4 protein-coding genes are annotated in these 14829 nt (G+C 71.8%); all 4 read right to left on the bottom strand.

Going from position 1 to position 14829, the window contains the following annotated elements; all coding sequences use genetic code 11:
* Window positions 1–112: 112 nt before the first annotated feature.
* The 4 genes from VDQ83_RS09950 to VDQ83_RS09935 all read right to left on the bottom strand — a co-directional run bounded on the left by VDQ83_RS09950 (window position 113) and on the right by VDQ83_RS09935 (window position 14827).
* The gene (locus tag VDQ83_RS09950) at window positions 113–1444 is read right to left on the bottom strand and encodes a substrate-binding domain-containing protein (RefSeq protein ID WP_455434793.1); all 1332 of its coding nucleotides are present in this window, start codon (window positions 1442–1444) and stop codon (window positions 113–115) included.
* 325 nt (window positions 1445–1769) lie between these two features.
* Window positions 1770–13775, bottom strand: coding sequence for a filamentous haemagglutinin family protein (locus tag VDQ83_RS09945; RefSeq protein ID WP_455434792.1), 12006 nt, complete (start codon window positions 13773–13775; stop codon window positions 1770–1772).
* 24 nt (window positions 13776–13799) lie between these two features.
* The gene (locus VDQ83_RS09940; protein ID WP_455434791.1) at window positions 13800–14165 is read right to left on the bottom strand and encodes a hypothetical protein; all 366 of its coding nucleotides are present in this window, start codon (window positions 14163–14165) and stop codon (window positions 13800–13802) included.
* Window positions 14162–14827 (bottom strand): hypothetical protein, encoded by a 666-nt coding sequence (locus tag VDQ83_RS09935; protein ID WP_455434790.1) that lies wholly within the window; start codon window positions 14825–14827, stop codon window positions 14162–14164. Before VDQ83_RS09935 ends, VDQ83_RS09940 begins: the two co-directional genes overlap by 4 nt.
* Window positions 14828–14829 lie beyond the last annotated feature (2 nt).

Genomic DNA, 14829 nt, shown 5'->3' with positions numbered 1-14829 from the left:
GGATGCGGATCGCGTCGCGCCGTGCCGATCGCTGCATCGAATGGGGCGTCCAGACAAAAAAGACCGGCGGGCATCGCTGCCCGCCGGTCCGTTGCCATCCTGGCGTGAAGCCTTACTGCACGCAGTTGGTGATCGTCGACTGCACCGAGGTACGGAACGTGGCGACGCCGTCCAGGTAAGCGAAGCCGTTCGGCAGCACCGGGCGCGTGGTGGTGTTGTAGAACTGGCCGTACAGGTCCTTCAGCGCCTGGATGTGCGCAGCGCTGCCGTTGCCGTTGACGTAGCCGGCCAGGTAGGTGATCGCGGCGATCGGGTACGCATTGGCGATCGCTGCCGAGGGGCTGACCAGGCGCACGCAGTTCTTGACCGCGGTCGAGCCGCTGCCCGGAACCAGGTTGACGGTGGCGCCGTCGAGCACGCGACCGGCCAGCAACCCGGTGGTCGGGTTGATGCTGATCGGGGTCGGCACGCCGGACGCGTTCTTGCCGAACAGCGCCGGGTCGAAACCGTTGACCGTGGCGTAGTCGGCTGCCTGGGCGACCACTTCGCCGATATCGGCATAGCCCAGCGCATCGGCGTTGGCGGTGCTCAGTACCGCCGCGACCACGCCGGCGTTGCCGCTGGCGCTGACGCCGCGCGTGCCATAGACGGCGCTCGCGCCGCCCGGCAGGGCAGCCGTGAAGCTCTGGTTCGGGGTGAAGACGAAGCCGGACGGCACGTTGGCGGTGCCGTTGCAGCGCGCCGCCAGGAAGCTGGTGAAGGCGAAGCTGGTGCCGCTGCCGTCGGTGCGGTAGACGATCTTGATCGGACCGGTGGAACCGGTCACGCCCGGGATCGACGACCAGTTGCTGACCTGGCCGGAATAGATCTGGCAGACCTGAGCGGTGGTCAGCGCGACGTTGTCGACCGAATCGTTGTGCGGCAGGGCGATGGCGCCGGCGATGGTCGGGATCTGCACCAGGCCCACGCGCGCCGCGGCGTTGGCACCGCCCAGGAACGTGGTGTAGTCGTTGGTGCTCAGCGGCGAGTCGGTGCCGATGAAGTCCGGGGTGTTGCTGGCGCTGGTCGGCGCGCTGAAGCCCACCGGGGTGGCGCTGAAGTCGCGGCAGCTCTGGTTGGCGATCGCGCCGTTGAGCGCGGTCTTGCCCAGGCCGCTGCCGGTCTGGCAGTACGACACGTTGTTGGTGGTGTTGGTCTTGTAGGTGCCGAACACCGAGCCGGCGGCGATGCCGGAGACGGTGAAGCCGGTGCCGGGGGTGTTGCCGGCATTGGTGGACAGGCGCGCATCCGGGTTGGGGGTCAGGTAGCCGGTGCCGACGTACGGCTGCGCCGGGAAGGTGGCGCCGCCGCCGTACAGGTTCTCGGCCGCCATGGCCGAACCGCTGGACAGGGCCGCGACCGCAACGGCGATCGCGCTGAAACGGGAAATATTGAGGTTGAGCACTTGCTTCTCTCCTTGGTGAGAAAACGACGGATAGGATCCGGGGAATTTCTTGACCTGTAGCGTGCTTGCGCCACAGTGGTGGCGCAGGAGAAAGGTTGCGCTCGAACAATGATATTGAAGAGACATTCGCAGGTACTTTTCTTTACCTGTGATGCGTAGCTTGAAACAAAGTATTTTTGGCAGCCGTTGACATAATGTGTGCACGGCAAAATAACGATTCTTCACCCGGCGGCGCCTGCCGTATTTTCCGTTGTCTACATAATGCGACGGAGATTATCGGTTCGGACATGGGCCGGCTGCGGATCCGGCCCATGTCGTCGCAATGTCATGGGCCGGGCTGGCAGCGCGGGTCGTCCATAGCGCAATCGCCGAGACCGATGACCTGCACGGTGATGACCGACGGCGCCTCGCGCGGCGGGGTGTTGCCGCGCGAGGCCATGTCGCCGACCGCGTCGGATACCGCGGCCGCGGCGTTGGATGCCGCGCTCAGCGCGCCGCCATCGACGCTGCGTGCGCTGCCGACGCCGACCGTATCGCCCTGCACCTGGATGTTGTCGGCATTGGCCACGAACTGCGACGCCACGATCAGGTTGCCGCTGACGCGAATGCCGGCGTCGCCCGCATCCACCGTGCCGCGCGGCGCGACCAGCACCACGTCGCCCTGCGGATCGGCCGCTTCCACGCGCAAGGTGGCGATGCCGGCACCGCTGACCTGGCCGCGCGCGTTGAGGGTGCAGTAGTAGTCCAGGTCGCACTGATAGCTGACTCGCGACTTCTCCGAACTGGTCTTGGCGCCCTTGCCGGCGTTGATGTCGCCGTTGGAGCTCCACATCGCCAGGTCGCCGCCGCGCTGGGTGAAGATGCGGCTCTGCGCGAGCAGCACGCTGGCATCGGTGAACACGCCGATGTCGCCTTGGCCCAGCGCCAGGATGCCCTGCTGGGCCGGGCCGATCAGCACGTTGCCCTGCGTATCGAACACCGCTGGCGGCGCCAGCGCGCTGCCCACCTGCATGCCGCCGCCCGGCCCGAGCACGCGGATATCGCCGCCGTTCCCGGTCTGCAGGGTCGAGCCGCGCATGTCCAGGGCGCCGGTGCTCACCCGCGTCGCCGCGCCGTTGGCACCGCCTTGCAGATTGTTGGCGGTATAGCCCAGTCGCGCCGGATACAGGGTTTCGATCGCCTGGTAGCCGCGTGCGTATTGCTGGTAGTCGGCACTGGCGGGGTCGGCGTAGCCTTCGCCGACCTGCTTGAGCACGTCCAGGAACACGCGTTCAACCAGCAGGCGCCGATCCTCGCCAGGCAGTTGCTGGAACGCGGCCCATGCCTGTGCGACCGGCAGTTCGCTCAGGGGTGCCAGGCCAGCCCGCTCGCGTGCGTCGTTGCGCCGCTGCAGCACGAACTCCGCCAACCAGCGGCGGTAAGCGTCCTGGCTTTGCGCGCCGGCCGGATCCAGGTACAGCGCCGCGAACGCATCGGCGGCGTCGCCAGGGGCCACGCCGAAGCGTGCGACCAGCGTGGCGCCGGCCGTGGGCAAGCCGGGATTGTTGCTGTTGCCGATGGTGCGGATGCCGCCGTCCAGGGCATCGATGTTCCTTCCTCGTGTGGCGGCCAACGCCTCGTTGGCCGAGGTCAGCGGCCCCAGGTTGCGACCGGCCTGCACTTCGAAAGTGCCTGGCCCGCCCAGTTCCAGCCATCCCCAGCGCGCGACGTAGCCGGGATCCAGCGGCGCGCCCTGGATCGGCGTGTAGTACAGGTCGCGTCCGGCCACCACCCGGGTGACGTCGCCGGCCCGGTAGTTCTGCGCACGCAGGTCGAGGTTGACGATATCGCGCCCGGCGCGGATGCGTGCCGGCTTGGGCAGATCGAGCGTCAGCGGATTGAGCCGATAGCCATCGGCGGCGAAGCCGCTGACGATGTCGCCGTCCAGGCTGTACAGCAGCGCCGGTGCACTGTCGTTGCGATGCAGGTTCAACAACTGGTTGCGGTCGGGCACGCTCAGGTCGTTGCCCGCATAGGCGCCGGGTGCATCGAGCATCCACAGCGAGGTGCCGGGCAGCACGCTGTCGTTGAACAGCGCGATGTCGTCGCGTGCGAGCAACGCCAACTGTCCGCTGGCCGACGGGAACAGGCGTGCGGCGCCTTCGACCTGGACGGCGCCATGCTGCGCGATCGCTTCCAGCCGCGCCGGCAGCACGTTGTCGAACACCTGCTGGCTCAGCGAGACGCTGTCGGGCAACGGACGGTTGTTGTCGCGCTCGCCGAAACCGAACAGCAGGCCCGGCAGTTTCAGCGTCTTCAGCCGGATGTCGCCGTCCAGCGCGGCGATCTGCACGCTGGAGTCGGTGCTGTAGTCCTGGCTGATGCGGTCGGTTGCCAGCAGCGCGGGAATGCCGCCTTCGTTGGGAATCACGTAGGTCGGGTTGACGATCGCGCCGATCGCCGCGTCGCCGCGCGTCTGGATCGACCACTGCGCATCCTGCAACGCGAAGACCGGATCCACCGCGCTTTCGACCTGACGCAGTTGGCCGCCACCGTCGTATCCCTGCGCCTGCAGATCGAAGGCACTGCCGAGGCGCCCGCCGGCGCGCAGATGGCCTTCGCCGGCGGCGACGAAATAGTCGCCGCCAAGCACATCGCGTCCGGCATTCACGCTCAGGTTGCCGCCGCCGAAGACGCGGCGGCCCTGCTCGCCTTCGATGTAGTTGGTCGGCAGCGATACCGACAGTTCGCGGATATCGCGTCCGGCATCCACGGCGACGTCGCCGCCGCTGCTCATCACGCCCTGGGCGAAGCCGCCGTAGTTGATCTGCGCGGCGATCGAGGTAAGGCCGTCGGTCCCCAGCGGATTGCCCAGTTGCATCCACGGCCACCAGTACTGGCCGACGTAGTTGCCGACCACGCCGCTGCGGCTGCCGTCGGTGTCCACGATCTGCCGGTTGCCGACGATGTCGCGGTTGGCCTGCAGGCTCAGGTCGCCGCCGGCCTCGGCGTTGGCCTGGGCGCCGATCACCACGTCGGCGGCGCGGCTGCCCACGCTGCTGCGCGCCACGTAGGTGTCGGTGCCGATCGCGCTGCCGTCCACCGGGCGTCCAGCGGTGTAGATGCTGGCCGGTGCATCGGTGTCGGCGAAGTGCAGGTCGCGGGCGGCGGCGATCTGGATGCTGCCGGTGCCGGTGCGCAGCACGGTCGGCAGCAACACGTCCTTCTGCCCTTCCTGCTGGTAGCGCTGGTGACCGTCGAGCACCACGTCGGCGTCGGCGTCCTGGCGCAGCGCGTCGGGACGCACGCTGGCGAAATCGGCGCCGGCCACGACGCGGTAGCGGCTGCTGTCGCCGCCGATCAGGCTGGCGGTGGCCAGCGGCAGCGGGTTGCTGCGGCTAGCCTGCAGCGAGGACGGGGTGTTGTGGGTGTCGGCAGGCAGCAGCGCGCCGACCACGGGCAGCGACGGGGCGACGTAGGCCGGCAGCGCGCCGAAGCCGGTCTGGCCCCAGAACGCGTACAGGTCCAGCACGTAGCGCTCGTAGCTGGCCAGGTAGCCGGGATAGTCGGCCGGCGCGGTCGGCGACGGCGGCGGCGCTGGCTGGCCGGGGAATTGTTCCACCACGCTGCCGAGTTCGGGCGCGTACTGCAACAGGAAGCCGTCGAGCATGTTGATCGGGGTTTCCGGCGTGGCGCCCATGTCCGGCTGCGTCTTCTGGAACATCGCCAGCAACTGCAGGTACTGCCCGTAGTACTGCTGGGCCTGTGCGTCGTCGCCGTTCTGCGCAGACGGCATGGGGACGAGCGTATCGATGCTCACGCCGAATCCCAAATACAGTTCGCTCAGCCCCTGGTACTGGCCGGCAGCATCGTCGTAGCTGGCCTGCGGGCCGCCGCTGCCGAACGGATTGCGCAGCTGATAGAAGCCGTCGCTGAGGCTGGCCTTGATCGTCACTTCCTGTGCCGCACGCAGGGTCAGCACCGGCGCCGCGCCGTTGTAGCGGAAATCCAGCGCATCGCGCGTGGCGCCCGAACCCAGGTTCCAGCTGGTCAGCACGCTGATCGCACCGCCGTTGATCGCCGGGTCCGGGTTGCGCAGCTCGATGCCCGGCCGTGCGCGGAAGTTGGCGATGCCGGCGAAGCGTCCGGCGAAGGCGAAGCCGGGTTGCTGCACGAAGCCCATCAGCGTGCCCGGGGCGGCGCTGGCATCGTCGCGGTAACCGTAGAACTGGCGATGCGCGGCATTGGCCGCGTCCGGTGTGAACAGGTGGCGGCTCAGATAGTCGGCCAACTGTGCCGGCGTGGACGGCGCGGCCACGGCGTTGCCGGCAGTGTCGGTCCAGCTGCCGGGCAGCAGCTGGCCCTGCGCGTCGTACCAGCCGGCCGGATCGACGATGCCGTCGAAATGCTGGGTCGGGTCGCTGCTGGCATCGGTGGTGCTCCACACCGCATAGGCTTCCAGGCCCACTTCGCGGGCGCCGGCGATGCGCGCGCCGTCGGCGATGGTCACGTTGACCTCGCCGTCGGCCAGCAGCGGCGCACGCAATTGCACGCTGCCGCCGGACAGGCCGCCGGCGCTGCCGCCGGAGACGTCGAGCAGCGCGCCGGCGCCGATCGCGATGGTGCCGGCCGCCGCGGCCTGCACGTTCTGGTAGCCGTAGTCGGCGTTGAGCGTGCCGTCCTCGCGGCCGCTGCTGCCGAGCACGATGGTGCCGCCGCGCCGATCGGCGGCGCTGCCGCGCGCCAGCAACCGGCCGTTGACCGCCACACCATGGCGGCCCCACAGCGCGATGTCGCCGCCCTGGCTACCGGAGGCGTCGATCAGCCCGTCGATGCGCACGTTGCCGTTGCCGGCGTCGCGCAGCAGCGCATCGGCGCCGCCATCGGCGGTCAGGCTGACGCGCTGCGCCTGCAGCGAACGGCCGGCGGACAGGGTCAGATTGCCGCTGCGCGCATGGATGTCGATGGCGCCGTCGATGCCGCTGGCGGCCAGTTGCGGCGCCAATGCGTCGAGGTCGACCGCGGCGCCCGAATCCAGCGCGAAACGGCCGCCGCGGCCGCTGCCGGCGGCGCCGTCGAGCGTGCCCAGCAGGCGCGCGGCGCCCAATGGCGTGGCGATGTCGAGCGAACCGGCATCGGCGCTGCCGGCGGCGGAGAAATCCAGCAGGGTGGACGTGGCGGCATTCACTCCGCCGCGGTCGGCCCGCAGTGCGATATCGCCGCCGGCGGTGTAGGTCGGCGTATCGAAGAAGACCTGGGTGGTGCCGGACACGTCGATGCTGGCGCCGGAATCCAGACGCAGGTCGCCGCTGGTGGCATGCACGTCGACGTTGCCGGAGCGCGCGCGGATCGCGCCGTTGCCGTCGATGCTGCCGCCGACCAGGCCGATGCTGCCGCCAAGCGGTGTGGCCGTGCTCGCGGTGCCGCCGTTGCGCTGCAGGTGCAGCGCGCCCTGGGTGACCAGGCGATTGTCGGCACCAGCGTCGGCCACCAGCACGGGCGCACGCAGCGTCACCTCGCGCGTACCGAAGTCGAACTGGCCATGCCCGCGCACGAACAGCGCCTGCTCGGCATCGACCGCGACCGCACCGAAGCCGGCCAGCTGCTTGTCGCCGCTGCCGAACGCCACCTCGCGTCCCTGCAGCTGCAGCAGTCCGCTGCCGCTGCCGCTGTCGGCAGCGGCGCTGGTGCCGATCTCGTTGGACAGGGTCAGCTGGTCGGCGCGCAGCCGCACCGTGCTGCCGTCGCCGACGAAGCGCGCGGCGCTCAAGGTCAGCGCGTTGTCCACGCTCAATTCCAGGCCGCTGGCGAAGCTCATGTCGCCGTAGCTGCGCAGGCTGACCCGCTTGGCGTCGGCGAGCTGCGCCAGGCTGGCCGCGCCGATCACCAGGCCGTCGGCATCGGTCGCCGCCGCGCCCGCGTCCAGGCGCACCTGGCCGGCGCTGGCGGTGATCGCATCGGCTTGCAGGCGGGCGCCGGCGGCGACCTGGGTGTCGCCGGTGGAATCCAGGTTCAGCGAGGCGCCGCCGAGCAGCTGCGCCCCGTTGCCGACACGCAGCCGGCCCTGCGCCAGCGCTGCGCCAGGAACGTTGCGGCGTTGCAGGGCTGCATCGCCGTAGCTGGACAGGCGCAGCAGCGCGCCGTCGCCGCTGGTCCCGGCTGGATCGCTGTCGCCGATCAGCAGCGTGCTGGAGCTGCGCGTGCCGCTGCCGCCCTGGGCCTGCAGCACGCCGCCGTCGGCGACCTGTACGCCGCCATCCGCATTGGCCCCGGCCACCAGGATCAGTTCCGGCGCGCGCAGCGGATCGCGCGCATCGTTGTTCACCAGCACGTGTTCGGCGCCGACGTGCAGCAGTGTGCCGGCGGCGGTCTGCTCGCGGGTGCCGCCCAGCAGCAGGCTGCCGGCGTTGAGCGTATTGAGCGCGGCGACATCAACGCTGACGTAGCCGTCCAGCGCCGCCTGGCCCTGGCCGCGGACCTGCAGCGCGCGTGCGGTGATGTCGACCTGTGCGGCGGCGCCGCCGTTGGCCGCGGCGGTGGCGAGGGTGGCGCCCAGCTGCAGGCGCTGGTCCGCCGACAGCACCAGTTGCCCGCCGTCGCGCGGCAGCTGCGGCGTGGCGTTGCCCTGGCGCGTGGCCAGGCCGGCGAAGAAGCTGTTGGCGCCGGTCAGGGTGTATTCGGAGTACTGGCCCCAGGTCGCCCGCGATTGCACCTCGAACAGGCTGCTGCGCGCGTCGCGTGCGCCGCTGAGGGTATCGACGTAGTGGCCGGCGACCATCGCGGTGCCGTCGGGCGCGATCTGGTTCTGCGCCGCGGTCGCGTCCTGGCTGCCGCTGCGCGCCACGACGCGATAGGCGCCGGGCAGGGTGGCGTACTTGGCCGGCAGCAGCGTGTAGACGCCGTCGGCAAGGCCCGGCACGCCGCTCAACTGCACCGCGCGTCCCAGCGCCGGCGCCGCGTCACCCTGCTCGAACAGCGCGTCGGTCGCTGCGACCGGCGTCTGCAGGCCGGGAACGATCGCATAGACCTCGCGTGCGTCCGCATACAGCGGCACCTGCTGTGCGCTGCCGCTGGCGTAGCTGGTGTTGTAGCGCGACAGCACGTCGCGGCTGCCGCCGGTGCCGGGGACCCATTCGACCGCCTGCAGGTCGCCGCCGCCGGACAGGTCGATCTGCGCGCCCGCGCCCAGTTCCACGTCCGCGGCCTGCAGCCGGATCTGCTTCTGCGGCGGCGCGGCGAGGTCGGCGTTGCTGGCCTGGGGGTTGACGTCGTAGCGCCACTGGCTGCCGTCGACGGTGCTGCCGTAGGGCAGCACCGCCCCTTGCAGCGACACCGAGGTGACGCTGCCCGCGCCCAGGCTCACGCGGCGCGTGGGCGTCAGGGTGCGCGTGCCGAACAGCGCGCGTGCGGTGGCGTCCTCGCCGGCGGCGCCGACGCCGAGCAGCAGGCGTCCGCCTGGGGCGCGCACGGTGCCGTGCTGTTCGATCTCGGTGGCGTCCAGCGCCAGCGTGCCGCCCGCCGACAGCGGCAGCGCCGCATCGCCGCCGTGGTCGGCGATGTCGATGCGGGTGTCGGCACGCACCCCGGTCTGCGGATCGAGCGCGCCCAGTGCGCGGATCAGGAAGGTCTCGCCGCTGGCCGGGTACAACTGCGCGGCGCGGAATTCCAGGTCGCCGGCAGTGAGCAGTTCGCCGGCGCGCGGCAGTGGCGTGGTGGTGCCTTGGAAGGCGTAGGCCGCGGGCGTATGCAGGCGCAGGTCGCCCTGGCTATGGAATTGCGCCAGGCCCACGCCATTCAGCGCGAACTGGCCGCCCAGGTCGATGTGCTGGGCCTCGACCGTCAACCTGGCGGCGCCGGGCGCCGGCGGTTCGACCAGGGTCGCATCGGCGGTGGCCGGACGCCAGCCGTTGAGGCCGACATAGGCGGCCGACAGCGTCACCTGACCGCTGTCGGCGAGCGCGCCGAAGCTGCCGGCCTGCGGCGCCAGCAGCGCATAGGACGGGGCGTTGAACACCAGCGCACGCGCCAGCGACAGGTCCACATCGCCGCTGAAGCCGATCGGGACCAGCGGCGGGGTGGCGTCGCTGCCGCTGGGGTTCTGCACGCCGGCGTAGAGGGTCTGGACGCCGCTGTCGGCCAGCCGGTCGGCGGCGAAGTACAGCAGCCCCGACGGCGCGGCCAACGCCGGTTCCAGCGCCTGGCCCGGCTGTGCGCTGGCCGGCAGATGGCTGTCGCTCTGGGTGAAGATCAGGCCCTTGGCGGCGAATCCGTTCGGAGTGCGACTGCCGACCTGGCTGAGGGGCAGCAGCGCGAGGGTGCCGCCCTGCGCCTGCGCGGCACCGCCGTGGGCCTGGATGCGGCCGTCGAAGAACAGCCCGGCGCTGGCCGCCAGGGTCAGGCGCCCGCCGTCGCTCCACACGGTCTGTGCTTGCAGGCTCGGCGTGGCGCCGCCGAACAGGCCGGCGCCGGTGGGCAGGTCGAACACCGCCGAGGCGCCGGAAAGATCCAGTTGCGCGCCGGCCTCCACGACCACGTAGCCGCCGTCGTTGCTGAGGGTGACGGTGCCGCCGTCGAGCACGCGCCCGCCGCGCGTCGCCACTGGTCCGCGTTCGCTGGGGTGCAGCGTGGGCGCTGGATCGGACAGGACGATACCGGACACGTCCACGCGGCTGTCCGCGCCCAGCCATACCGACTTGCCGGCATCGGCGTAGGCGCGGCCGTTGTCGCCGCCGGGTGGCGGGGCCAGCCCCGACTGCTGGGTGGTATCGCCGGACAGCACGACCTCGCCACCGTGCGCGCTGATCTGGCCGAAGACGTTGACCTGCCCGCGCGAGCCCAGCCGTACCGCCGCACCCGGATCCAGCGTCAGCTGCGCGCCTTGCGCCAGTTCCAGCGTGCCCGAGGCGGCGCTGTGGACGGGATTGCCGGCAACGCGGCCGAGATAGTCGCCGGCGCGCAGGGCGAAGTCGGTGGCCGGCCGGTAGAACGGATTCAGCTGGCCCAGGCGCACGTAGCCGTTGCCGCCGTCGCGCAGTCCGGCCAGCACGTCGGTGCCGCTGGATGCGGCGCGCAGCGCCTGCACGTCGGGCAGCAGGTTGCGCTGGCTGACGCGCACCTGGGTGCCGGCGGCGATGCCGGCGTCGCGTTCGGCGGCCAGGTCGTAGCTGCCGAACCCGTGCGCGGCGAAGAACGCCGGGTCCAGTTGCAGGATGCGCGCATCGGCCGGCGCGTCGCCGCCGATCTGCACGCCCAGCGCGCGCAGCGTCAGCGTGCCGCCGCCGGCGAAGCTGTCGGCCTGCAGGCTGGCCGGGTCGAACTGAAGGCGTCCGGCGCCGTCGGCCGGCGTCAGGTCCACTACGTAGGTCGGGTCGGCGGTGCTGTCATTGGATGGGCGCAGGTAGGTCTGCAGGCCGATGTCGCCACCGCGGCCCAGCGGGCGCCCGTCGCGCATCACGAGTTCGCCGTCGACATCGACGTAGCCGCCGCTGTTGGCGCGCAGCGACGCACCCGCTGCGATCAGGATCGAACCGGTGCTGTCGCGCCGGCTGCCGTCGGCGCCGGTTTCCACGCGTTGCTGGGTCTGCAGCGACAGCGTGCCGCCGTCGATGAAGGCCTGGCCTTGCGGGGTCTGGGTCAGGCGGCGGTCGTCGTTGACCCACCGTCCGCTTACGTCCAGCAGCGCGCCGCCGCCGACCAGCAGGTCGCCGCGACCGAACGCCAGCAGCGCGTCCTGGCCGGGAGCGGCTATCCGCAGGTCGCCTCCCCTGCTGTCCAACGCGATATCGCCAGCGCGCGCGATCAGCGTGCCTTGCACGTCGACGCGTCCGCCATCGAGCGTGATGCTGCCGCCATCGGCGACCTGCAGGCGCGCGTCCGCGGCGACCTCGATGACGCCGTTGGCGGTCTTTACGCCGACCGAGGCCAGGCCGGCCTCCTGCACCCAGCGCGCGGACAACTGCGACCAGTAACCGGGATGGCGCGGATCCTGTGGCGCCAGGCCGGCGTCGGCCAATTCCTCCGCCGACGTGTCCAGGTCCGGCCCGGCGGTCACCGGGGTATCGGCAACGATCTGCCAGCTGCGCCCATCGCCGCCGTCGAGGTGCAACGCGCCGCCGCGTGCCGGCGTGGCGGACAGCAGCTGGTAGCGGCCGGACACCGCCTGCGCCGACAGCGCGCCGCCGAGCACCAGCGCGCCCAGCGTCTCGCGGCCCTGCACGTTGTCGTAGTGGCGGTCCAGCGTGATGTTCAGGCTGCCCGCGTCACCGCCTTCCAGGTAGTCGCTCTCGTAGTAGCGGCGGCTGCCGAGCAGGGGATTGCTGTAGCGCTCGGTCACGCCCCAGCGCGCGTGGTGGTGGGTTTGATCGCCGGCGATGCCCACGTAGGTCAGCGACGGATCGGCGCTGGCCAGGTCGTACAGACGGCCGTTGCTGCCGAGCAGCCGCGGCGTCTCCACCATGCCGCCGCGCACGTGCAGGTAGCCGCCGTCCAGGTCCAGCCGTGCACCCGGATTGAGCACCACGTCGCTACCGCTGAGGTTGATCGTGCCGCCGTCCAGCAGCATGTCGTCGATCGTGCGCGGCACCTGGTCGACATAGCCCTGCGCGTTGAGCAGCGGGCTGCCGACCCAGGTCACGCCGTCGGCGCGGGTGCCGCTGGCGCGACGGTCGAACTGCAGCGCCTGGCGGGCCAATGCACCGTCGCGCTGCAGCGGCGAGTCGGCCAGTTCGTTCTGGCCCACGCGCGGGATCTTGACCAGGTTGCTGGACATGTCGCGCTGCACGTCGGCCAGGCCGGACACGCTCAACTGCGCGCCGTCTTCCACCAGGATGCGGTCGTTGAGCAGCATGCGGCCACGGTCGGGCGCATCGTTACGGCTCAGCCCGGTCACGTTCATCGTCGCGCCCGGCGCCAGCACCTGCGTATCGGTGCCGATCCGCACCTGCGCGCCGGCCAGGGTCAGCGATGGCGCGACGAAGGCCTGGTCGGCGCTGGCGCCGGAGGTGGTGGTCTCGCCGTCGCGTTCGGGCAGCACCGCGGTGAGCGCGCCGGCCGCCAGCTCCAGGCGCCCGCCCAGATAGGGCGTCGCGCCGTCGTTGCCGGTGTAGTTGCCGTTCTGGTCGATCGCCAGCAGCGATACGTTGCCCGGACGGCTGATGCTGGTGGTGGCGCTGACCACGCCGCGCTGGCGCACGTCGTAGCCGACCAAGGTCGCATCGCCGCGGCTTGCGGCGACCACGCCGCTATTGTCCAGTGAGCCGATCTGGCCCATTGCCGCGCCGGGCAGCGAGAAACCGCTGAAGCCCACCGGCAGCACGTTGCCGGCGGCGCTGGGCAACGCCGTGCTCTGCCGCAGCCCCAGCACCGCCGCCAGCATCACCTGCCCGTCCTGCGCGGTCACCGTGCCGGCGTTGCCGACGTTCGGCGCGGCGATCAGGGTGTAGCCCTGGCTGCCGCTGGCGATGCGCGCGCCGCTGTCGATCCGGATGTCGCCAGGCGGTTGCCCGGCGGCCATGCCGTCCAGTCCGGTCAGCACCACGCCGCTCTGGCCGGCGACGCCGAACAGGCCGCGGGCGAGGAAGGTCTGGTCGCTGAGCGCGCGGTTGGCGTCGAACAGGTCCAGCGAGGACACCAGCAGCGAATGCGCGTTGACCTGGCTGGCGCCGCCGAACAGCACGCCGTTGCGGTTGAGCAGGTACACCTGGCCCGGCGCCTGGATGCTGCCCAGGATCTTGCTCGGCGCCGCGCTCGGGTCGTTGACCCGGTTCAGCGCGATCCACTGCGCCGCGTCGCTGCCGCCGGCGGACTGGTCGAACTGCAGGCGGGTGCGGCTGCCGACGTTGAACGTTTCCCAGTTGAGGATCGCCTTCTTCTGGGTCTGCTGGATGGTGACCTGGGTGTCGCCGCCGACCACCTGCTGGGTCGGCGCGCGCGCGCCCAGCCAGACGTTGCGCTGGCCAAGGCGCGGGTCGTCGCTGCGCACCGTGCCCGGATCGATGATCGCGCCGTCAGGCAGTTGCAGGCCGCCCTTGCCGAGGCCGTCCGGCACCATGCCGGCCTGCGATGCCTGCGCCGCGGCGCGCGCGGCGGCCTGCATCGCGTCCAGGCTCTGCCGGGCCTGCGCGGCGCGCTGGAAGGCCTGCAGCGATTTCTGCGCCAGGGCGCTGGCCGCCGCCGACTGCAATCCCTGTTGCTGCGCGGCCGCCGCTGCCTGCGCGCCCGGATCGGCGCCACGGCGCACGAACGGGCTGGTCTGCGCCTGGCTGCGGCCGACCAGGGCGGCCGAGATCGCCAGGCTCAGCACCAGCAGGCGAAGGGGGCGGCGGGAGCGGTTGCGGCGGCGGTTGCGGGGCATGGCGGCGATCTCGGTAGCGGCGCGTCAGCGCGCCGGAGCGAACGGAGTGGGGAGGTACTGCGGCTGCGGGCGCTGCGGGGTCAGCGAACGCCCGTAGGCGTTGCCGTAGCGCTGGCGCAGCGCGGCCGGCGTGGGCTGTCCGCGTTGCAGCGGATCCAGCGCGGTGGCGGCCGCGGCCAGCGGCGGGGCGCTCAGGCGGGCGTTGGCGGCGGCCTCGCGCAACGCCTGGTTGAGGCAGTCCAGATGGCCGGCGACGTCCTCGCCGATCCGCACCTGCACGCACGGCGCGGTCGCCGGCGGCGGCGCTGGCGGCGTGGCGAGCGCGGTGTCCGTGCCGAGCGGCGGCGCGGCCAGCGCCAGCCACGCCAGCGCGACGCCGGCGCGGTTCATTGCGCAGCGTCCTGCGGCGTGGTGGCCACAGCCGCGGTGGTGGAGCAGGCCTGGGTCTGCGCGTGCTGCTCGGCCAGGCGGTCTTCCAGCGCACGCACGCGGTTCTCGCGCGTCACCCTGGCCATGCCGAACAGCTCGCGGCCGTGGCTGCGCACGAAGCGCACGAAGGCCGGATCGCGGTACAGCGCGGCCAGTTCGCGCGCGGTGGCGTACAACGCGTCGCTGCCGGTGGCGCATTGCGCCATCCGCGCGCGCTGGCGCTGCAGTTCCGCGTCCAGCGTCGCCCGTGCCTGCGCCTGCTGGGTTGCGGCCTGCGCGGCGTTGACCTGCGCCTGCTGCTGTTCGCGTCGCTGCGCGAGCGCGGCGTCGCGTTCGCGCTGCGCCTGCAGCAGCTGCCGCTGCAACGCGGCCTCGCGGCCGGGATCGGCGCTTGCGGCACGCGGCGCTGGCGCGGCACGCAGCGCGTCGCGCTCGCGTTCGGCGGCGGCGGTCGCCAGCTGCTGCTGGACCAGCGCGGCCTCGGCCTGGCGCAGCCGCGCGCCGGTGTCGCGCAGCGCTTCGCGCAGCCGCGTCTCGGTGCTGTCCTGCGCGTGCAGCGGGGCGATGGCGAGCAGCGTCGCGGCGAGCATGCCGCAGGCCAGGCGGGAGGGAAGGCGGCGCATGC

The organism is Xanthomonas sp. WHRI 7945, from assembly GCF_035026585.1.
Note: the sequence above shows the minus strand (reverse complement) of the source record. Positions and strands in the feature narration are given on the sequence as shown.